The organism is Cellulomonas sp. P1_G12_2 (assembly GCF_056405535.1).
In genome coordinates, this window is the sequence record NZ_JBFUBX010000002.1 from 454,913 (window position 1) to 475,195 (window position 20,283).

At 74.8% G+C, this 20,283-nt stretch carries 22 protein-coding genes; 15 read left to right on the top strand and 7 right to left on the bottom strand.

Annotation, left to right across the window (positions count from 1 at the left end):
• The first annotated feature begins 3 nt into the window (after positions 1-3).
• The 7 genes from ssd to AC1DXT_RS10135 all read left to right on the top strand — a co-directional run bounded on the left by ssd (position 4) and on the right by AC1DXT_RS10135 (position 4,575).
• Entirely contained in the window at positions 4-765 is a 762-nt protein-coding gene (gene ssd / locus AC1DXT_RS10105; RefSeq protein ID WP_477061224.1) for a septum site-determining protein Ssd, read from the top strand.
• Complete coding sequence (locus AC1DXT_RS10110; protein WP_477061225.1) at positions 762-1,958, top strand: TadA family conjugal transfer-associated ATPase; 1,197 nt, start codon at positions 762-764, stop codon at positions 1,956-1,958. Before ssd ends, AC1DXT_RS10110 begins: the two co-directional genes overlap by 4 nt.
• 49 nt (positions 1,959-2,007) lie before the next feature.
• On the top strand, positions 2,008-2,706 hold the full coding sequence (locus AC1DXT_RS10115) for a type II secretion system F family protein (protein WP_477061226.1): 699 nt from the start codon (positions 2,008-2,010) through the stop codon (positions 2,704-2,706).
• On the top strand, positions 2,703-3,254 hold the full coding sequence (locus tag AC1DXT_RS10120) for a type II secretion system F family protein (RefSeq protein WP_477061227.1): 552 nt from the start codon (positions 2,703-2,705) through the stop codon (positions 3,252-3,254). The genes AC1DXT_RS10115 and AC1DXT_RS10120 overlap by 4 nt, the downstream gene beginning before the upstream one ends.
• 153 nt (positions 3,255-3,407) lie before the next feature.
• Complete coding sequence (locus AC1DXT_RS10125; protein WP_477061228.1) at positions 3,408-3,773, top strand: DUF4244 domain-containing protein; 366 nt, start codon at positions 3,408-3,410, stop codon at positions 3,771-3,773.
• Positions 3,770-4,114 (top strand): TadE family type IV pilus minor pilin, encoded by a 345-nt coding sequence (locus tag AC1DXT_RS10130; protein ID WP_477061229.1) that lies wholly within the window; start codon positions 3,770-3,772, stop codon positions 4,112-4,114. The genes AC1DXT_RS10125 and AC1DXT_RS10130 overlap by 4 nt, the downstream gene beginning before the upstream one ends.
• A 101-nt stretch (positions 4,115-4,215) precedes the next feature.
• On the top strand, positions 4,216-4,575 hold the full coding sequence (locus AC1DXT_RS10135; protein ID WP_477061230.1) for an Rv3654c family TadE-like protein: 360 nt from the start codon (positions 4,216-4,218) through the stop codon (positions 4,573-4,575).
• Between the two features lie 121 nt (positions 4,576-4,696).
• Here the strand turns inward: AC1DXT_RS10135 and AC1DXT_RS10140 are convergent, their stop codons facing one another.
• On the bottom strand, positions 4,697-7,309 hold the full coding sequence (locus AC1DXT_RS10140) for a DEAD/DEAH box helicase (protein WP_477061629.1): 2,613 nt from the start codon (positions 7,307-7,309) through the stop codon (positions 4,697-4,699).
• 104 nt (positions 7,310-7,413) lie between these two features.
• On the opposite strand from AC1DXT_RS10140, the gene AC1DXT_RS10145 reads away from it, so the two are divergent.
• The 8 genes from AC1DXT_RS10145 to AC1DXT_RS10180 all read left to right on the top strand — a co-directional run bounded on the left by AC1DXT_RS10145 (position 7,414) and on the right by AC1DXT_RS10180 (position 14,459).
• Complete coding sequence (locus AC1DXT_RS10145) at positions 7,414-8,175, top strand: LamB/YcsF family protein (RefSeq protein WP_477061231.1); 762 nt, start codon at positions 7,414-7,416, stop codon at positions 8,173-8,175.
• 89 nt (positions 8,176-8,264) lie between these two features.
• Positions 8,265-8,801: a sigma-70 family RNA polymerase sigma factor gene (locus tag AC1DXT_RS10150; RefSeq protein ID WP_477061232.1), complete on the top strand. Its 537-nt coding sequence runs from the start codon at positions 8,265-8,267 to the stop codon at positions 8,799-8,801.
• Positions 8,798-9,910, top strand: a complete 1,113-nt coding sequence (locus AC1DXT_RS10155; protein ID WP_477061233.1) for a hypothetical protein — start codon at positions 8,798-8,800, stop codon at positions 9,908-9,910. The genes AC1DXT_RS10150 and AC1DXT_RS10155 overlap by 4 nt, the downstream gene beginning before the upstream one ends.
• Positions 9,911-9,929: 19 nt before the next feature.
• Positions 9,930-10,571 carry a 5-oxoprolinase subunit B family protein gene (locus AC1DXT_RS10160; protein WP_477061234.1) on the top strand — a complete coding sequence of 214 codons (642 nt, stop codon included), beginning with the start codon at positions 9,930-9,932 and terminating at the stop codon, positions 10,569-10,571.
• Positions 10,568-11,428 (top strand): 5-oxoprolinase subunit C family protein, encoded by an 861-nt coding sequence (locus tag AC1DXT_RS10165; protein WP_477061235.1) that lies wholly within the window; start codon positions 10,568-10,570, stop codon positions 11,426-11,428. The genes AC1DXT_RS10160 and AC1DXT_RS10165 overlap by 4 nt, the downstream gene beginning before the upstream one ends.
• 208 nt (positions 11,429-11,636) lie before the next feature.
• Positions 11,637-13,427 (top strand): ribonucleoside triphosphate reductase, encoded by a 1,791-nt coding sequence (locus AC1DXT_RS10170; RefSeq protein ID WP_477061236.1) that lies wholly within the window; start codon positions 11,637-11,639, stop codon positions 13,425-13,427.
• On the top strand, positions 13,424-14,065 hold the full coding sequence (locus AC1DXT_RS10175) for an anaerobic ribonucleoside-triphosphate reductase activating protein (protein WP_477061237.1): 642 nt from the start codon (positions 13,424-13,426) through the stop codon (positions 14,063-14,065). Before AC1DXT_RS10170 ends, AC1DXT_RS10175 begins: the two co-directional genes overlap by 4 nt.
• 58 nt (positions 14,066-14,123) lie before the next feature.
• Positions 14,124-14,459: an STAS domain-containing protein gene (locus tag AC1DXT_RS10180; protein ID WP_477061238.1), complete on the top strand. Its 336-nt coding sequence runs from the start codon at positions 14,124-14,126 to the stop codon at positions 14,457-14,459.
• A gap of 5 nt (positions 14,460-14,464) precedes the next feature.
• Here AC1DXT_RS10180 and AC1DXT_RS10185 read toward each other — a convergent pair whose 3' ends face one another.
• From AC1DXT_RS10185 to AC1DXT_RS10210, 6 genes are all read right to left on the bottom strand, one after another.
• A complete protein-coding gene (locus tag AC1DXT_RS10185) occupies positions 14,465-15,640 on the bottom strand; it encodes a hypothetical protein (RefSeq protein ID WP_477061239.1) in 1,176 nt (391 codons plus the stop codon).
• Positions 15,637-16,176, bottom strand: a complete 540-nt coding sequence (locus tag AC1DXT_RS10190; RefSeq protein WP_477061240.1) for an RNA polymerase sigma factor — start codon at positions 16,174-16,176, stop codon at positions 15,637-15,639. Before AC1DXT_RS10190 ends, AC1DXT_RS10185 begins: the two co-directional genes overlap by 4 nt.
• Positions 16,177-16,233: 57 nt before the next feature.
• Positions 16,234-17,589, bottom strand: coding sequence for a hypothetical protein (locus tag AC1DXT_RS10195; RefSeq protein ID WP_477061241.1), 1,356 nt, complete (start codon positions 17,587-17,589; stop codon positions 16,234-16,236).
• Positions 17,586-18,116: a SigE family RNA polymerase sigma factor gene (locus AC1DXT_RS10200; protein WP_477061242.1), complete on the bottom strand. Its 531-nt coding sequence runs from the start codon at positions 18,114-18,116 to the stop codon at positions 17,586-17,588. The genes AC1DXT_RS10195 and AC1DXT_RS10200 overlap by 4 nt, the downstream gene beginning before the upstream one ends.
• Positions 18,117-18,221: 105 nt before the next feature.
• Positions 18,222-19,649 carry a hypothetical protein gene (locus tag AC1DXT_RS10205; RefSeq protein ID WP_477061243.1) on the bottom strand — a complete coding sequence of 476 codons (1,428 nt, stop codon included), beginning with the start codon at positions 19,647-19,649 and terminating at the stop codon, positions 18,222-18,224.
• Entirely contained in the window at positions 19,646-20,179 is a 534-nt protein-coding gene (locus AC1DXT_RS10210; protein ID WP_477061244.1) for a sigma-70 family RNA polymerase sigma factor, read from the bottom strand. Before AC1DXT_RS10210 ends, AC1DXT_RS10205 begins: the two co-directional genes overlap by 4 nt.
• Between the last annotated feature and the right edge of the window lie 104 nt (positions 20,180-20,283).

Sequence of the window (20,283 nt, forward strand, 5' to 3'; positions counted from 1 at the left end):
CCGATGACCCCCCTCACGGGCGCTCCCTCCGCCTCATCGACCTGGCCGTCGGTTGCCACCGCCCCTCGCCGCGCGCTCGTGCTCGGCGTGGTGGCGGGGCGGGGAGGCGGCGGTGCCTCGACGCTCGCGGCCGCGCTCGCCCGCCAGCTCGCGCGCCGGACCGCGACCGCCCTGGTGGACCTCGACCGCGCCTCGGGCGGCATCGACGTCCTGCTGGGGCTCGAGGGTGCCGACGGGGTGCGGTGGCCGGACCTCGCAGACGCGCGCGGGGAGGTCTCGGGGGTGGACGTGCTGGCGCTGCTGCCCCGGTGGGGATCGTGCGCGGTGCTCAGCGCCGACCGTTCCCGCCCCGGGCCGCCCGAGCCCGCCGTCGTCGCCGACGTCCTGCACGCCCTGACCCTGGCAGCCGGCGCGCTCGTGCTGGACCTGGACCGCGCCGCGGTCGTCGCGGGTGAGTCGCTCGTGGAGGCGTGCGACGCGGTTCTCGTCGTGGCACCGCGGGACCTGCGCACGGTCGCCGGGATCCTCGCGATGCGCCCGCACCTCGGTGACGGGGTGGCGGCGTCGCTGGTCGTGCGCGGTCCGGCCCCGGGTGGACTCGGCTCCGCCGAGCTGGCCGAGGCGGTCGACCTGCCCGTCCTGGCCAGGCTGCCCACGGACCGGCGGGTGCTCGCCGCCCTGGAACGAGGTGGAGTGCCCACCGGCGGCCGGACCAGCCGTGCGGCCGCCCGGATCGTCGCGACCCTTGAGCGGGGCGTGCGGTGACGGCGCTCGTGCGGGGCGTCGGCCCGGACTTCCTCGACGCCGTCCGGACGAGGCTGGGCGCGTCAGGGTCCGGGGAGGGGCTCGGGGTCGTCGTCGAGGCGGCGGCTCGAGACGTCGGCGCAGTGCTCGGGTCCAGCGCGCTCAGCGCGGTGACCAGGACGGTGCGCGACGAGCTCTTCGGTGCGGGTCGGCTGCAGGCGTTCCTCGACGACCCCGAGGTCACCGACGTCCTGGTCAACGGGCCGCGCGACGTGTGGGTGGAGCGGGCCGGACGGCTGACCCGGGCAGACGTGGACCTGGGCGGAGTCGACGACGTCCGCGCGCTCGCGGTCCGGCTGGCGGCAGCGGGGGGCCAACGCCTGGACGACGCCTCGCCCGCGGTCGACGCCCGGCTGCCGGACGGGACCCGATTGCACGCCGTGCTCCCGCCGCTCGCGGAGAGCTGTGCCCTGATCAGCCTGCGGGTGGTGCGGTCGCGCGCGTTCACCATCGAGCAGCTGGTGGCGTCCGGCACCCTCGCGCCCGCCCTCGTGCCCGTGGTCCGGGCGCTGGTGTCCACGCGGGCCAACCTGCTGATCTCGGGCGCCACGGGGTCGGGCAAGACCACTCTGCTGGCGGCGCTGCTGTCGCTGGTCCCGCCCGACGAACGGCTCGTGGTGGTCGAGGAGGCGGGTGAGCTCGCACCGGCGCACCCGCACGTCGTCCGGCTGCTGGCGCGGCATGCGAACGTCGACGGTGCGGGGCGGGTGGACCTGGCGGCCCTGGTGCGGCACGCCCTGCGGATGCGCCCCGACCGGATCGTCCTCGGCGAGTGCCGCGGCGCCGAGGTGCGCGAGGTCCTCGCCGCCCTGAACACCGGGCACGACGGCGGGTGCGCGACCGTGCACGCGAACGCGGCCGCCGACGTGCCCGCCCGGCTCGAGGCGCTGGCGGCGTTGGCGGGGATGAGTCGTGAGGCCGTCGCCGCGCAGGCCTCGAGCGCGTTCGACGCGGTCCTGCACCTGCGCAGGGCCGACCGCCGGTACGTGGCGGAGGTCGGGGTCGTCCGCCGGGCGGGCTCCGGTGACCTCGAGGTGGCGTGCGCGCTGCGGGTCGAACCGACGGGTGTGACGACGGCGGGACCGGCGTGGCCGGTGCTGGCCGCCCGCCTCGGGTTGCCCGTGGGGCCTGCGGTGACCGGAGGAGGCCGATGAACGCGCCCGTCCGGGTGGCGGTCCGGCGCACCCGTGCCGGGGCGGGCCGATGACCGTGGCGGTGGGTGTGCTCGTCGCGCTGGCCGTTGCTGTGGTGGCGGGTCAGGGCGGTCGTCGGACTCGCGCGCGGGGTCAGCCCGGCACCCGGGGCGCGTGGGTGGGTGCGCCTCGGTCGGGCGGCACCCTGTCGGAGCTGCTCCTGGGCGTCTCGGCGCAGCTGCGCGCGGGAGCGGCCCCGGCGCAGGCCTGGTCGCGCGCGCTCGGCACGGTCGCGGACGGTCCGGTGCCGACCGTCGGAGCGCTCCTGACGGTCGCCTCCCGACCGCGCCGGTGGTCGTTCCGTGGCCGTGCACCCGACGGGGACGTCCAGCGGGTGCACGCCGTGGTCGCGGCGGCGCGCCTGTCCGACGAGCTGGGGGCGCCGCTGGCCGGAGTGCTCGACCGCATCGCGTCCGCCGTCGCTGCGGACGAGGAGGCCGAGGGGGCGCGGCGGGCGGCTCTTGCCGGACCGCGGTCGACCGCGCAGGTCCTCGCGTGGCTCCCGCTGCTCGGCGTGGTGCTCGGCGCGCTGCTGGGAGGCGACCCGGTGGGCGTGATGCTCTCGGGCGGGCTCGGCACCACCTCGGCGCTGCTCGGCGTGGTGCTCCTGCTCGTGGGGCGCTGGTGGACGTCCGCGCTGCTGTCCCGAGCCGGCCGAGCGGGAGAGGCACAGCCTGCCAGGGGCCGCGCGCGGGTGGCCTGCCGGTGACGCCGCTGGTGCTCGGCGTGGTCGTCGCGGTGGCGGTCGGTGCCGCGACGAGCCCGTGGCGGTGGAGCCGGACCCGGCTGGCGTCGAGGACTCCCCGACGCGCGCCCCGGGCGGCGGAGCACGCCGCCCCGCTGGACGCGGTGCTGCTGCTCGACCTGGTCGACGTCGCGATCGGCACCGGGGCCTCCGTGCCGCGTGCCCTCGGCGCGGTCGGCGCCGCCGTCGGCGGGGACCGGGGCGACGCCCTGACGCGCGGTTCGACTGCCCTCCTGCTCGGGGCGTCGTGGGAGTCGGCGTGGTCGGGCTCGCCCGTCGACGACCTCGTCGGTGTGCTCGAGCCCAGCTGGAGCACGGGGTCCGCGCCCGGTCCTGCGCTGCGCGGCCGGGCTGACCAGCGTCGGCGGGACCGGCGCGCTCGCACCGCGGCCGCCGCGGGTTCGCTGGGCGTGCAGCTCGTCCTCCCGCTCGGGCTCTGCTTCCTGCCGGCGTTCGTCCTGCTCGGCCTGGTGCCGCTGCTCCTGAGCCTGGCCGGGGACCTGCTCGGCTGACGGCCGCGGCGCACCTCCTCGTCGACGCGTCCACAACCCATCGGGTCGGAGTCGACGTCCACGGATCAGCAACCGGCCGCCCCGCAGCCGCCGGGCGGCGCCGAGGCTGGCGTGGCGCCGCACAGCTCGCGGCGCTCCCGGAGAGGAGAGGTCATGACCGACGACACCACCACCGCCACGAGGCCCCCGCACCCGCACGACGAGGACGACCCGACGCCCGGGGGTGCAGCAGTGGGGCCGGTCCCCGCGCCGGTGATCGACGGGTGCGGGGCTCCGCCGCCGGCGGACCTGATCGCGTCGGTGCGCCGGCCGGCGGTGCTCCCGCGCTCGGTCGTCGCCTGGCACGCCCGCGGCCGGCACGCTCGCGCGGAGCTGGCCGAGGCCGGGATGGCGACCGCCGAGTACGCGATCGCGACGCTCGCGGCCGTCGGCTTCGCGGGTCTGCTCGTGGTCATCCTCAAGGGGAACGAGGTGAAGGGCCTGCTGATGGGCATCATCCGGCAGGCGCTGTCGCTGTGACGTCCGCGGGCCAGCGCGACCGGGGGAGCGTCACGGCCGAGCTCGCGGTCGGGCTGCCCGCGGTCGTCGTCCTGCTGGTCGCACTGCTCACGGTCGCCTCGGCGGCGGTCGAGCAGACCCGGTGCACCGACGCGGCACGCGCAGGTGCCCGCTCGGCGGCGCTCGGGGAGCCCGATGGGAACGTTGTGGCGACCGCGCGGCGGCTCGCCGGTGACGGTGCCGCGGTGGCGGTGAGCCGGTCGGAGGGCTGGGTGACGGTGACGGTCTCGGACGCGGTCGGGTCCTGGCAGGGCACACCGCTGCGGGCGCACGCGACCGCGGTCTCGCGTGCCGAACCGTGACGCGGCCACGCACTCACCCGGAGCGGAGAACGTGCCTCGCGCCGGCCCTGGCTCGTGTGCACCGAACTGTGAGGCTGCCACGCAGGTGGCTGGCGTCGGCGGTGCCCCGTGCGCGCCGAGGCGGTGACCGCGGGTCGGGGACGGTCCTGCTGCTGGCGCTCGTCGCGGTGCTGCTGGTCGTGGCGGCCCTGCTCGGACTGCTGGCCGCCGCGCAGCTGGCCCGGGGGCGTGCACAGACCGCCGCGGACCTGGGTGCGCTCGCGGGTGCGACGCAGCTGCTGGCAGGCGGGACCGTCGACCCGTGCGCGGTGGCCGGTCAGGCGGTGCGCCGGAACGGGGGGACGCTCGCTGCATGCACCGACGACGGGCAGGGCGTGCTGACCGTGGGTGTCGTCGTGCGGTCCGCGACCGGGACCGCCTCCGCCTGGGCTCGCGCTGGTCCGGCGTCCGCCCGGTCGTGACGGATCACGGCCGTCTCGGCGGGAACGGGTCGGCGCGGCGACCCAAGGCCGCCGTCAGAGGGGAGTGGCGACCCAGGGCCGCCATCAGAGGGAGTGGCGACCTGGGCGGTGCGACTCGCCGTCAGGCCGCCGGGGCGTGGGAGAGGACCACGTCGAGCAGCCGGACCGCCGCGGCCTTGTCCAGGGGGTTGTTGGCGTTGCCGCACTTCGGCGACTGCACGCAGGCGGGGCAGCCGGTGAGGCACCGGCAGGCGGCGATCGCGTCGCGCGTGGCCCGCAGCCAGGTCGCGCCGAGCGTGAAGCCGCGCTCCGCGAAGCCGGCACCGCCGGGGTAGGCGTCGTGCACGAACACGGTGGCGTGCTCGGTGTCCACGTGCAGCGCGGTCGACAGGCCGCCGAGGTCCCACCGGTCGCACGTCGCGAGCAGGGGCAGGAGGCCGATCGACGCGTGCTCGGCGGCGTGCAGGGCGCCGGGCGTGGCCTCCACGGTGACGCCGGCCGCCAAGAGCACCTCCGCGGGGGCCGTCCACCAGACGGCGGTGGTGCGCAGCGTGCGGGCGGGCAGGTCCAGCTCTTCGGTGCCGAGCACCTGCAGGTCGGGGATCCGCTTGCGCTGGTAGCCGAGCACCTGGGTGGTCACGTCGACCGACCCGAACCCCCAGGTCACGGGACCCCAGGGCACCTCGGCGTCGACCGACTGGATCTCGGTCGTCGTGACCCAGCGCGCCCAGGTGCCGTAGTCCACGTCGCGACGGGTCACCAGGGCGATGCCGTCCTCGAGCTGGAGCTCGTCGACGACGAACGTGGCGCCCTGGTGCACGTAGACCGCGCCGTCGTGCACGGTGGAGTCCGCGGAGGCGGCGTCGACCGTGCCCAGCAGCCGCCCGGTGACCGACTCGACCACGCGGACGGGGTCACCGCCGGACCCGCGCAGGTCGGTGAGGCGGCTGGCCGGCTCGTTGTGCGTCCAGTACCACCCGGACGGCCGGCGGCGCAGGGTCCCGCGCTCGACCAGCTCGCCCAGCAGGTCGGCGGTGCGCGGCCCGAACAGGTCCAGCTCCTCGGTGCGCAGGGGCAGCTCGGCCGCGGCGGCGCACAGGTGCGGGGCCAGGACGTAGGGATTGGTGGTGTCGAAGACCGTGGCCTCGACCGGGGTGTCGAAGATCGCCTCGGCGTGGTGCACCAGGAACGTGTCCAGGGGGTCCTCGCGGGCCACCAGGACCACCAGCCCGTCCGTGCCGGCGCGCCCCGCGCGTCCCGCCTGCTGCCAGAGCGACACCCGGGTGCCCGGCCAGCCGGCGATGAGCACGGCGTCGAGCCCCGAGATGTCGACGCCGAGCTCGAGGGCGTTCGTCGTCGCCAGTGCGCGCAGCGCGCCCGACCGGATGGCGGACTCGAGCGCGCGCCGCTCCTCGGGCAGGTAGCCGCCGCGGTACGCGGACACCGACGCCGCCAGCGTGGGGTCGATCTCCAGCAGGTGGGCGCGGGTGGTGGCCGCCACCGACTCGGCTCCCCGGCGCGAGCGGGTGAACGCCAGAGAGCGCGCCCCGGCGGCGGTGAGGTCGGCGAGCAGGTCCGCGATCTCCGCGGTCGCGGTCCGCCGCGGACGGTCGGACTGCTCCGCGACGATCCGGTCTCCGGTGCCGAGGGGGCCGGACCCCTCGCCCGGCGCGGGGTTGCCGATGCCGGGGAGGACGGCGGAGAGCAGCTCCGACAGCACGACCGGCTCCGCACCACCCGGACCAGATGGGACGGCTAAGGGATCCATGGCGCTGTCCGTGGTCCTCCCGGGTGACGCGGGCGACCCGTCCCCCCAGACGTCGTCGGGCGCTGGGACGCTCAGGTCGTCCGGCCCGCGGGTCACGTGCCGGGGCAGCGCCAGCGGCGTTGCCCACGGGTCGTCCTCCGGCAGCAGCGCGGACCACGGGGCCTCCGTGCCGGGCAGCTCCGGCGGCTGCCACAGGACGAACGTCTTGCGGCCGGCGGGGGAGGCGTCGTCGGTCACGGCGGTGACCTCGGACGGGTCCACGCCGATGAGCCGTGCGGCGCTCGCGGCCGGGTCGGAGGTGGTCGCGGACGCCAGCAGGAAGGTCGGCGTCGCGCCGTAGGAGGCGGCGAGCCGGCGCAGCCGTCGCAGGACCAGCCCGACGTGTGCGCCGAAGACGCCACGGAACGCGTGGCACTCGTCGACCACCACGTACCGCAGCGACCCGAGCAGGCGCGCCCACCGGCGGTGCTGGGGGAGCAGGGCGAAGTGCAGGAAGTCGGGGTTGGTGAGCACGACGTCGGCGTGCTCCTGCACCCAGCGGCGCTCCTCCAGCGAGGTGTCGCCGTCACAGGTGGCCACCCGGAGGTCGCGGGTGCGCGCGGCGACGAGCAGCCGGTCGAGCGCGGCGAGCTGGTCGGCGGCCAGGGCCTTGGTCGGGCAGAGGTAGAGCGTGGTCGCGCGGCGGGTCACCGACTCGATGCGGCCCGGGTCGAGCAGGGAGCCCGCGGCGGCGGACCGGGCCGTCGACAGGGCGGGCAGCCAGAACGCGAGGGACTTGCCCGAGCCGGTCGACGTGGCCAGGACCGTGTGCCGGCCGGACCATGCGGCGTCGGCCGCCTCGGCCTGGTGCAGCCAGGGCCGGTCCACCCCGAGCGAGCGGTAGCCGTGGACCAGGTCGGCGTCGGCCCAGGACGGCCAGTCCGCCTGCACACCCGGGCGGGACGGGAGGTGCCGCACGTGCGTCATGCGGTCGGTGCGGCGTCCCGCGGCGAGCAGCACGTCGAGCAGCTCACCGGGTTCCACCACCTCACCATCCTCGCACCGGGCGCAGGTCGGGCAGGATCGGGGGCATGGCGGCGCGGATCGACCTCAACTGCGACCTCGGCGAGGAGCTCGATGCCTGGGAGGCGGGTGTCGACGGCCTCGACGCGCTCCTGCTCGACGTGGTGACCAGCGCGAACGTCGCGTGCGGCTTCCACGCGGGCGACGAGCGGATCATGGCCGCCGTCTGCCGGGCGGCGGCCGCGCGCGGGGTCGCGGTCGGTGCGCACGTGTCCTACCTGGACCGCGAGAACTTCGGCCGCCGCTTCGTGGACGTGCCGGCCGAGGTGCTGCTGGAGCAGGTGTCGGAGCAGGTCGAGCTGCTGCGGGCGATCGCACGTCGCGAAGGGACGCGCGTGGCCTACGTCAAGCCGCACGGCGCGCTCTACAACGCGGTCGTCCACCACGAGGAGCACGCCCGGTCGGTCGTCGAGGCGCTCGGGGACCTGCCGGTGCTGGGCCTGCCCGGGTCCGCGGTCCTGGACATCGCCGCCCGGGCCGGTCGACGCGCGGTCGCGGAGGCCTTCGCGGACCGCGGCTACCGCGCGGACGGGACGCTGGTGCCTCGGTCCGAGCCGGGGGCGCTGGTGACCGACGCCGACGAGGTCGCCGCCCGGGTGGTCCGGCTGGCGCAGGACGGGGTGGTGCGCGCGGTCGACGGGTCGGACGTGCGGGTGGTCGCGGAGTCGGTGTGCGTGCACTCCGACACCCCCGGGGCCGCCGTGCTGGCGCGGAGGGTCAGGGCGGAGCTGCGGGCCAACGGGGTGACGGTCGCACCGTTCGCCGGATGAGCACCCAACGAATCGGGCCCCCCGTCCGTCATGGTCGATGTCGGGCCGATCGACCGACGCACCTCGAGCACTGAGAGCGGGCGCCGCGCGTGGACTGGCAGGACGTGCTGGAGGAGCTGGTCCGTGAGCGCGGACCGGCGCTGCTGCGGTACGGCTACCTGCTGACCGGGGACGCTGCGGACGCCCAGGAGCTGGTGCAGGACGCCCTCGTGTCGGTGCTCGCCCGCAAGGCCACGCTCCGGGTGCCCGCAGCGGTGGAGGGCTACGTCCGCCAGACGATGCTCTCGTCCTACATCGACGGGTACCGCCGCCGGCGGAGATGGCTGAGCGTCCGGCACCTGCTGGCGTCGCCGGAGGTCGCCGACGACCCCCGGCACGGCGTCGACACGCGGCGGGACGTCGTCGCCGCGCTGGCCGGGCTGCCTCCGCGCGTCCGCGCGTGCGTGGTGCTCCGCTACTTCGAGGACCTCACGGTCGCGGAGATCGCCGACCGGCTGCAGATCTCCGACGGCGCCGTGAAGCGCTACCTCAGCGACGGCGTGCACGGGCTCGAGCGCGTGCTCGGCCCGGTCGCCCCCGACGCACCCTCCGAGTCCCACCTGATCGCCACCAGGAGCACCCGATGAGCCTCGACCTGTCCTCCGCGCTGCGCGAGGCCGCCGACCACGCCCCGCTGGGCACGCTCGAGCCGTCGGTGCTCGGTCGCCGGATCCGCCGCCGTCGCGTGACGCGCACCGCGGCACGGACCGCCGGCGGCGTCGGACTGGCGGGCGTGCTCGCTGTCACGGCGACGCAGGCGCCCGGCCTGCTCGACCGGTACTCGCGGGCGGTGCCCGGTCACGCGGAGGCGACGGGTCTTCCCGCCGACCAGGTGGCGGTCAGCCTGCCGGGCGCCGACCCGGACGCGGCACCGGGCACCTGCGGCTGGACCGTGCACGCACCCATCACCGCCTCGCCCTACGAGCTGGGCGTGGCGCTCGGGAGCTACCCGCAGCAGACCTTCTCGTCGATGCCGGTGTACGTCTCGCTGCGGATCACCGAGGCCGTGGCGGAGCCGAGCGCCGTTCGGCTGGTGGCGGCTCGCGACGGCGTCGTCGTGGCAGCGGCGCTCGACACGATCATGTGGGGATCGGACCGGCTCGGTCCGTCGTCGGTCTCGGGCGGAGACTTCCTGAGCCTCCTGTCCTGCGGCGGTCCGGACGGGGGCAAGGCGCTGCCGGACGGCGACTACGAGGTGTACGCGGTCTCCGCCGATCCCGACAGCGGCACTGTGGTCGCGCTCAGCCCGGCTGAGCCGCTGGTCGTCGCCGGCAACGCCCGGGAGCCGTGGTGCGGCGCCGACGAGTCGGTGGTCCCCGGCAGCGACGGGCCGGTCGACCTCTCGGGTTCCGTCACCGCCGACGGGGCCGTGGACCTCCGGGTGACGTGGTCAGGAGCGGGGGAGGCGCAGCTGCTCGACCAGCGGATCCTGCTCGTCGACGAGGCGACCCGGCGGATCGTCGCAGACTCTCGCGCTCCCGCCGACGAGGAGTCCCGGGTGGGGGCCACGCTCGCGCGCGGCGAGCCGGCTGCGTTCTCCGTGTCGGACGGCCCGGACGGTTGCGGCGACGGTCCGCCGCCGTCGGGGACCTATCGCGCGGTCGCCGTCGTGACCGTCGCGCCGCCCGCCGCGACGGAGCTGACGACGAACGCGGTCGCGGTGACGGAGCTGGTCGGGACCGTCATCGTCCCGTAGGTCCGGCAAGATCGGGCGCATGACCGACGCGCGCGGGCCGCGGGTGCTCCCCTACGGGGACGACGCCGTCCTGGTCGAGCTCGCGGATCTCGCCGAGGTCCGGGCGCTGGACGACGCGGTGCGCGCCGCACGGACCACCGACGCGGACGCGGCAGCGATCGTGGACCAGGTGCCGGCAGCACGCACGCTCCTGCTGCGGGTCCGCGACGGCGCCGACCCCGGGAGCCTGCCGGTCGAGCGCTGGTGGGCCGGGCGCTCCGAGACCGCGAAGGAGACGGCGATCGTCGAGGTCGTCCTCGACGTGGTCTACGACGGCGCCGACCTTGCCGACGTCGCACGACTGACGGGCCTGACGGTCGAGGACGTGGTCGCGCGGCACACCGGCGTGCGGTACACCGTGGCGTTCGGCGGGTTCATGCCGGGCTTCGCGTACCTGGTCGGGCTCGACCCGCTGCTGCGGGTGCCACGGCTGGACAGCCCGCGCGAGCGCGTCCCGGCCGGCTCGGTGGCCATCGCCGACGAGTTCAGCGCGGTGTACCCGGCCGCGACCCCCGGCGGGTGGCGGTTGCTGGGCCGGTGCGAGGTCGAGCTGTTCGACGTGGCGCGCGAGATCCCGGCCCTGCTGCAGCCCGGCACGCGCGTGCGGTTCGTGGCGTCATGACGAGTGCGCTGGAGGTCGTCGAGCCGGGACTGCTCACGCTCGTCGAGGACCTGGGGCGGCCCGGCTGGGCGCACATCGGCGTCGGCCGGTCCGGGGCGGCCGACGCGGGCGCGCTGCGGCTGGCCAACCGGCTCGTCGCCAACGACGAGGGTGCAGCCGGGCTCGAGGTCCTGCTGGGTGGGCTGCGGGTGCGCGCCCGCGGGGACCTGACCGTGGCGCTGACCGGCGGGCGCGGGCCCGCGTGGGTCGACGGTCGGCCCGTCGGGCACGAGGCCGTGCTCGAGCTGCGCGACGGGTCGGAGCTGCGGCTCGGCACGGTGGAGCTCGGGCTGCGGACGTACGTGGCCGTGCGCGGCGGGATCGACGTGCCGCCCGTGCTGGGGTCGCGCAGCGCCGACCAGCTGGCCGGCCTCGGGCCCGCGCCGCTGGCCGCCGGGGTCGTGCTGCCGGTGGGACCCGCGCCCCGGGAGTGGCCGCTGGTCGACGTCGCCCCGGTCCGCCCGGAACGGCTGGTGCTCCCGATCGTGGCGGGACCGCACGCCGACTGGTTCGACGACGCGCTGGCCCGCCTGTGCGGGTCGCACGAGTACCGCGTGACGCCGGCGACGAACCGCGTGGCCGTGCGGCTCGACGGGCCGGCCATCCGGCGGACCCACCAGTACGACGGACGCGAGCTCCCGTCCGAGGGGCTGGTGGTCGGCGCCGTGCAGGTTCCGCCCGACGGCCGGCCCGTCGTGTTCGGCGTCGACCACCCCGTGACGGGGGGCTACCCGGTGGTCGCGGTGGTCCGTCGGCACGCCCACGGCAGGCTCGGACAGCTGCGTCCCGGCGACCCGGTGCGCTTCGTCAGAGGCTGACGCGAGACCGACGGGAGCGACACGCCGAGACTTCGCCCGGCCGACCGCGATCACCGCACGGGGCCGCTCCGGCGACTGGGACCAAAGGCCCACCCCGAGCCCGGCCGCGGGCATAGAAATCTCTACATCTAGTCCTCAACGACCACCTCGACCACAGCATGTTGTGGTGGCGGTCGGAGGCGCCTCATCGTGGAGTCGGGAGCAGGGCATGTCGGAGAAGGTCGTCGTGGACGTCGGTTCGTCGATCGAGGAGTACCTCGACCGCAGTGACTGGCGCGTGTCCGCCAACGCGAACCAGGGCTACTCGCTGGGCGGTCTGATCCTGCAGACGAGCGGCAAGGTCGTCGCCAACTACTGGCTCAGCCACGTCTACCCGCCCGAGGTCGGCACGGCGCACCGCGAGGGCGACATCCACGTGCACGACCTCGACATGCTCTCCGGCTACTGCGCCGGCTGGTCGCTGCGGAACCTGCTCCAGGAGGGCCTCAACGGCGTCCCGGGCAAGGTCGACGCGCGCCCGCCGCGCCACTTCAGCGCCGCGGTCGGCCAGATCGTCAACTTCCTGGGCACCATGCAGAACGAGTGGGCGGGAGCGCAGGCGTTCAGCTCGTTCGACACCTACCTCGCGCCGTACGTGCGGCTCGACGGCCTGACCTACGCGCAGGTGCTCCAGTGCATCCAGGAGCTGGTCTACAACCTCAACGTGCCGTCGCGGTGGGGCACGCAGACGCCGTTCACCAACCTCACGTTCGACTGGGTGTGCCCGGACGACCTGCGCGACGAGGTCCCGTTCGTCGCCGAGCAGCCGTGCGACTTCACGTACGGCGACCTGCAGGTCGAGATGGACATGATCAACCGCGCGTACATCGAGATCATGACCACGGGGGACGCGTCGGGCCGCGTGTTCACGTTCCCGATCCCCACGTACAACATCACGAAGGACTTCGACTGGGACAGCGAGAACGCCGAGGCGCTGTTCGCGATGACCGCCAAGTACGGACTGCCGTACTTCCAGAACTTCCTCAACTCCGAGCTGAACCCCGGCGACGTCCGCTCGATGTGCTGCCGGCTGCAGCTGGACCTGCGCGAGCTGCTCAAGCGGGGCAACGGCCTGTTCGGCTCGGCGGAGCAGACCGGCTCCATCGGCGTCGTGACCATCAACTGCGGCCGGCTCGGCTACGTGCACAAGGGCGACGAGGCCGGCCTGCTCGCGCAGCTCGACCGCCTGATCGACCTGGCGTGCACGTCCCTGGAGCTCAAGCGCGAGCTCATCCAGCGCCTGATCGACGACGGCCTGTTCCCGTACACCCGCCGCTACCTCGGCACCCTCGAGAACCATTTCTCGACGATCGGCGTCAACGGCCTGCACGAGATGGTCCGGAACTTCACGGGCGACGAGTACGGCATCGTCGACCCTCGCGGCCACGAGCTGGTCATCCGCCTGCTCGACCACGTCCGCACGCGGATGGTGGAGCTGCAGGAGGCGACCGGGCACCTCTACAACCTGGAGGCGACGCCCGCGGAGGGCGCCACCTACCGGTTCGCCAAGGAGGACCGCCGCCGGTTCCCCGGGATCCTGCAGGCCGGAACCGACAGCCACCCGTACTACACGAACTCCTCGCAGCTGCCGGTCGGGTTCACCGACGACCCGTTCGAGGCGCTGACCCGCCAGGACGAGCTGCAGACCAAGTACACGGGCGGCACGGTGCTGCACCTCTACATGGCCGAGCGGCTCTCCACCGCCGACGCCTGCCGCGAGCTGGTCAAGCGCGCGCTGTCGACCTTCCGCCTGCCGTACCTGACGGTGACGCCGACGTTCTCGATCTGCCCGAACCACGGGTACCTCGCGGGCGAGCACCAGACGTGCACCACGTGCGGGATGACGTGCGAGGTGTGGACCCGCGTCATGGGCTACCACCGGCCGGTGAGCTCGTTCAACATCGGCAAGCAGGGCGAGCACGCCGAGCGCACGCCGTTCCGAGAGCCGGCGCTCGTGTGAAGGAGATCGCCGTCGCCGGTCTGGTCCCGCTGTCGTCGTGCGACTGGCCGGGAAAGCTCGTCGCGACCGTCTTCCTGCAGGGCTGCCCGTGGCGGTGCACCTACTGCCACAACGCGTCGATCCTCGATCCGCGCGAGCCCGGCCAGGTCCCGTGGGAGGACGTGCTCGACCTGCTGAGCCGGCGGCACGGGCTGCTCGACGGCCTGGTGTTCTCGGGCGGGGAGCCGACGATGCAGTTCGCGCTGCGCGACGCCGCGGTGCAGGTCCACGACGCCGGGTTCGGCGTGGGCCTGCACACGTCCGGCGCCTACCCGCGACGGCTCGAGGCCGTGCTCCCGCACGTCGACTGGGTGGGGCTGGACGTGAAGGCACCCGCGCGGCTGTACCGAGCGATCACGCAGGTCGGCGGGCCGCGGACCAGCGCGGATGCCGCGTTCGCCTCGCTGCGGCTGGTGCTGGGCGCGGGGGTCGACGTGCAGGTGCGCACCACGGTCGACCCGACGGTCCTGAGCGACGCCGACGTGGCGGAGCTCGGGGCCGTCCTGGCCGACCTCGGGGTGCGCGACCACGTGCTCCAGGAGGTCCGGCCGGACGGGACGACGAGCGAGTACCGGGAAGCCCTCGCGGCGACGCGCTGAACGCACCTCGTCGCGAGGGCGGTCTCTCTGTTTGAATGCGCTCAGAGGGAGGGGCCCGATGGATGTGCGTGTGACCAGCCGGGACATCGGTCCCCGGACAGTCGTCGAGGTGGACGGCGAGATCGACGTGTCCTCGGCCGACGTGCTGCGCGACCAGGTCGCCGAGCTGCTCGACCGCGACCGCACCGACCTCGTGATCGACCTGCGCGCGGTGCGGTTCATGGACTCGACCGGGCTCGGCGTGCTCGTCGGCACCCTGAAGAAGGTCCGGCTGGCCGGCGGTCAGCTGCAGCTGGTGATCGACTCCGAACGGCTGCTCAAGGTCTTCCGGATCACCGCGCTGCTCCAGGTGTTCACCGTGCACGAGACGATCGAGGCAGCTCTCGCCGACTGACCGGATCAGTCCCTCTGGAAGTCGTAGACGAGGGACGGCTCATCGTCTGCGGTCGTGGCCGAGGCGATGCGGACCGACCACCCGTCGACCGTGCCGGACAGCGGGCCCTGCTGCGGAGGCGCGCCCACACCGAGACTGTGGCTCTCGGTGGTGTCGAGCCCGAGCATTCCCGCGGCTGTCGACACCTTGTCGTCGGCGCCGGCGACGACCTCGACGACCCAGCGGTCCGACGACTCGTGGTGCGCGGCGACCAGCCGATCGCCGAGCAGACCGGCCTCGATCGGGAAGTCCCCCGGAAGGCCCGCCACCGGGGCTGGGTCGTCGAGGGAGAGCATCGCCGGACCGACCGCCGTGGCCGGCTGGTCGGCCGTCCCCCGGTAGGTGAGGTAGACGGAGTAGACACCGGTCGGCAGCGGGACGCCGCCGGGTGTGCCGGGCACTGCGCACGTCACCAGGTCGAGCCCGAGGTAGCGCACGGTGGCCGCGCCGAGCAGGAGCGACATCTCGGCGTCCGGCTCCAGCTCGCTCGTGGCCACCACGGTGGATCCGGACGCGACGAGGACCTGGAGGTCGAGGGCGTCCGGAGAGTCGGCACGAGACGCGCGATCGGCGTCGATCTGCGCCGTGAGCGCCGCCATCTGCTCGCGCAGGGCATCGATCTCCGCGGGGTCCGACTGCGGGGTCCCGTCGCCTCCCTGCTCGGCCGTGGCAAGGAGCGTCTTGAGGGTCGACAGCTGGACCTGCGTGAAGGATCCGTCACCTGGCAGCTCCAGCTCCTCCGCGGTCGCCGGGGTGACGGCGCCGAGCGTGAAGTGCCGACCGAGAAGCGTGCCGAGCCGGCCGCCCGAGGACGGCGTGATCACGCCGTCCTCGATCTGGGTACTGTCCGCGAACCCGACCGGCGAGTCCGTGACGTGCGCGAGCGCCTCGATGTCCGACCCGCAGGTACCGGGCGCCGCGTCCGCCCGTGCGGCGGGCAGCACCGACGGCGCCGGGCGGCCGATCCAGGTCGCACCGAGCGCCACCGCCCCGGCCGCTCCGACGGCGACGCCGCTGCGCACCCCGGCGCGGACGGTCCGGCGACGGCGGATCCGCCCGGTGAGCGAGGAGACGTCGAAGGGCGCGTCGTCGGGGCCGGTGTCGACGGCGTCGTGCAGGGCACGGGAGAGGTCGGGGCTCATCGGGTCACTCCTGTCGGGACCAGCTGGATGTCGAGGGTGTGCGCGTCGGGCATCGGCCCCAGCAGGGACTCGAGCTGCCGGATCGCGTCGAAGAGGTAGCGCTTGACGGTCCCGTCGGAGACCTCCAGGCGGCGGGCGATCTCCGGCACGGTGAGGTCGTCGTAGAACCGCAGCACCACGCAGGCGCGCAGCCGCGGGCGCAGGGTCAGCAGGGCGGTCTGCACGTCGAGCCGGGCGGTGCTCGCCGGGGTGTGGTCGGCGGTGTCGTCGTCGCGGGCGAGCAGGTGGCGCACCGCGGTCCAGCGGGCCGTGCGGCGGTGGCCGTCGAGGAAGATGGTCAGCACCGCCCGGCGCACGTAGGCCTCGGCGGCCGCCCGCTCCCGCAGCGGACGACCCTGGCTGAAGCACCGCACCAGCGCGTCCTGGACCAGGTCCTCACCCTCGCGCTCGTCGCCCGTGAGCAGGGTGGCGTAGCGCACCAGCGCACGCCCCCGAGCCCGCACGAGCTCGTCCAGAACCTGTTCCCAGGCCGTCATGCCACCTCCCTGTGGTGCCGTCATCTTCCTGGACGACCGGGGGGTGTGAACCGTTGGTCAGCTGAGGGTCAGGACGAACGGCGTGCCGATGACGGCGGGCTGGGTGCCGTGCTCGCCGGACGTGCCGCGCAGCTCGCCGCCGGCGCTCCGCAGCTCGACCCCGGTGACGGCGATCCGCGGATAGACCTGGTACGTGCCCGGAGGGAGAGGGCGTCCGTCGCACCCCTGTCCGAGAGACGCGGCGCCGTCGACGACGAGGCCCGCGGCATGGCTGAGGTCGACCGGCGGCGAGAAGTAGTCGGTGTACGGGTCGGCAGCGACGGCGATGCCGTCGCGCACGACGATCAGGTCGAGGGAGTCGCGGACACCGGCCAGCGCGTGGCCGGGGCCTGAGTAGACGAGGGTGCCGGCCAGCTGGACGGGCTCGCCGACGGCGACGGTGGACGACGCGGGGGTGGCTGTGAGCCTTAGCTGCGGCGAGCCGCCGAGATCGGCGGGCATGGGCGCACCGCACGCCACCTCCGGGTTCGCGCTGCTCAGGGCGGCCAGGGGTGCGTCGGAGGAGGGGCGAGGACTCGGGGTCTGGGCGGAGCCGACCACCTCGAACGCGACCGGGTCGCCGACCACGGCCGCATGGTGGGCGTCCGCGCTCGCGTCCAGGTCCTCGAGGGTCTGCGTGGACCCGAGGTCGGGCGTCGCGACGTCGATCGTCGACACCTCGGCCCACGGCCGGACCTCGTAGCTGCCACCGGGCAGAGCCCGCCCGGAGCTCGTGCCGCCGTCGCCCGGGTCGCACACCGAGAGCTCCAGCCAGCCTGCGTACGTCACGGGTGCCGACTCGCCGCCGAAGTCCTGGTGGTCCAGGCCGACGTCCTCGCCGTCGTAGACGTTCCCGACGGCGACGACGACGCCGTCGCGGCTCACCACGAGACGCGGCCCGGTGGCCGGGCTGATCAGGCTCACGTCCCTCACGAAGCTGAGACCGACCTCCGCCTGCACGCCGAGCGGTTCGCCGGCGCCGATCGCCGGCACGGGGACGACGACCGAGGTCTGGGCCGCGTCCGTGAGAGGCAGCGACGTCGGCGAGCTCACGAGCGAGCCGCAGACCCCGAACGGCAACCCCGGGTCCCCCGTCGGCATCACCACCTGTGCCGTGGTCGGTGTCGGGGTGGTCGTCGGCGAGACCGGGTGCGCCGGCGGCTCAGGGGTCCGGTCCGGCAGGACCGCGAACGCCGCGCCGGCGAGGAGGACGATCCCGGCGGCGGCGCCCCCGGAGACGAGTGCGGCGCGGGTACGGCGGCGGTGCCGGACGCGGGTGACGATCTGCTCGACCGGGAGCCGGGTGGACGACCGGTGCGAGGCCTCCACGCGGGCGGCGAGCTCGTCGAGCGCGGTCTGCAGGTCGTGGGTCATCGCCGTCCTCCGTTCGCGATGGTGGCGACGTCCTCGGTCAGCAACCCCGGCTGCGGCCCGAGCAGGGGTTCCAGCCTGTGCCGGGCGTCGGACAGGTACCGCTTCACGGCGCCGCCGGAGATGCCGAGGCGGTGGGCGATCTCGGGGAGCGTGAGGTCGTCGTAGAACCGCAGGACGACGCAGGCTCGCTCACGCGGGGACAGCACGGCCAGTGCGCGGGCGACGTCGGCGCGGTCACCGGCGGCGGCGTGCTCGTCGCTGTCCCGGGTGTCCGCCAGCAGGTGGGTGACCTTCGTCAGCCGCGCCTTCGAGCGGTACCCGTCCAGGTAGGTGTTCAGGATGACCCGTCGGACGTAGGCCTCGACCCACTCGACCTCGTGCGGTCGGCGTCGGGTGTAGCAGTTGACCAAGCCGTCCTGCACCAGGTCCTCGGCGGCGTGCGCGTCCCCTGTCAGCAGGTACGCGTACGCGACCAGCGCCGACCCGCGCGACGCCACCAGTGCGCCGAGCTCCGACTCCCAGCTCACCCGTGCTCCCGTCCCGTGTCACCGTCGCCCGTCGCCCACCCAGACGCCTGTCACATCGGAACGGTTGGGGGTGAACATGATGCCCCCGGACGGAGGGCGCCAGGACTAGGTGAGCGTGACCGTGAACGGTGCTCCCAGCGTGACCGCGTACCCCGAGCTGGTGTCCTGCAGCGGCACGGTCTCGGACGGCAGCCGGACGACGGGGGCGGAGAAGATCCAGCCCGGGTACACCTGGTAGACGCCGGCCGGCAGGGGGTTCCCGTCGCTCAGCGGCTGCTCGACGCCGGAGATGCAGGAGGTCAGCACCCGCTCCTCCTCCGAGAAGGCGAGAGGTGCACCCGCGCCCAGGTCGACCACGGAGAACGCGTCGTTCGCCTGGACGGTGGTACCCACCACGATCCCGTCGCGCACGACCCAGTACTCGATCGCGTAGTAGCCGAACGCGCGCAGCCGGCCCGGTCCGGTGTACTGCACGGTGCCGCTGGCGCGCAGCGGGGACCCGGCGGCGAACGTCGTCGCCTGCGGGGTGACCTGGAGGTCGAGCATCGCCGTGCGGACGGGGGCAGCGGGCGCCGGGCCGTCGCACGCGGGCCGAGCCGCGGTGGTCGTCGCGTCGAGCGGGACGTCCGAGCCGGGCGCCGCGAGCTGCTCGTCGGCCTCACCTGTCACGGTGACGGTCGCCGGCTCGCCGAGGGCCGTCGCGCGGGCAGCGCCGTCGAGAGCCGCAGCCTGCTCGAGCGGGAGGGTCGCCTGCGCCAGCTCCTGGGGGATGTCCGCGAAGCCGTCGAAGGTGACGACCGCGGCCCAGGGCCGCAGCTCGTAGGTGCCCGCCGGCAGCGGACGTCCCGGGGTCGCCGTACCGCCGTCCGCGGGATCGCAGACCGTGAGGTCGAGCGCGCCGCGGAACCAGGCAGTCTCGCCCTGGTTGCCGCTGCGGCCGGACATGGCGTCGTACGTCCCGGCGTAGAAGCCCGCGGTGCCGACGACGACGCCGTCGCGCACGACGGCGACCCGTGGTCCGCCGTCGGGCACGGCGAGCACCAAGGACGCGCCGAGCTCGGGGTTGCGTTCGACCTCGCCGCCGACCGCCAGGTGCCCGCCGGACGGCATCGAGGACGCGTCCGGCGCCACGCGCGCGACGACGCGGGTGTCCACCGGGTCGGCCGGTGCCGACGTCGCCAGCGAGCCGCAGGTGCCGAAGGGCAGGGCCGGGTTGCCGACCGGCAGGACCACCGGCGCGACGGTCGGCGTCGTGGTCGGCGAGGGCGCAGGGGTCGTCGTCGTGACCGACGGGGACGGGGTGATCGCCGGGGGAGCCGGACTCGTGCGGTCCGGGAGGAGCGCGAACGCGGTCCCGGCGACGATGACGACCGCGGCGGCCGCGCCACCGATCGCCACGGCGGCACGGGTGCGTCGGCGGGTACGGGCACGTGCGGCGATCCGGGCAACGGGCAGCGGCGCGCGCCCGAGGCGGTGGCTCTGCTCGGCGCGGTCGGCCAGCTCGCCCAGGGCCGACTCGAGGTCGTGGTTCATCGTCCGGCTCCCTTCGCGATCGTGGTGACGTCCTCGGAGGACAGGCCAGGTTGGGGACCAAGGAGCGGTTCGAGCTTGTGGCGGGCGTCGGACAGGTACCGCTTGACCGCCCCCGGGGACACCCCGAGCCGGCGGCCGATCTCGGGCAGGGTGAGGTCGTCGGAGAACCGCAGGACGACGCAGGCGCGCTCGCGGGGGGACAGGACGGTGAGTGCTCGCGCGACGTCGGCGCGGTCTCCGGCGGCGGCGAGCTCGTCGTCCGCGGCCTCGGGCGTCGCGATCAGGTGGGTCACTGCGGCGAAGCGACGTCGTGCCCGGTAGGCGTCGAGGTAGGTGTTCAGGATGACTCGTCGGACGTAGGCCTCGACCCACGTGACGTCGTCCGGCCGGCGGCGGGCGTAGGTCCGCACGAGCCCGTCCTGCACCAGGTCCTCCGCCGCCGACATGTCCCCGGTCAGCAGGTAGGCGTACGCGACGAGTGCCGACCCCCGCTCGGCGACGAGCCGGTCCAGATCGTCCTCCCAGCTCATGGTCGACCTCCTTGGTCGGGGCAGCGCTGCCCTCACCTGTCCAGACGCCCTCACCGCCCGAACGGTTGGGGGTGAAGCCGATCGTCCCGCCGTTCGAGGTCCCG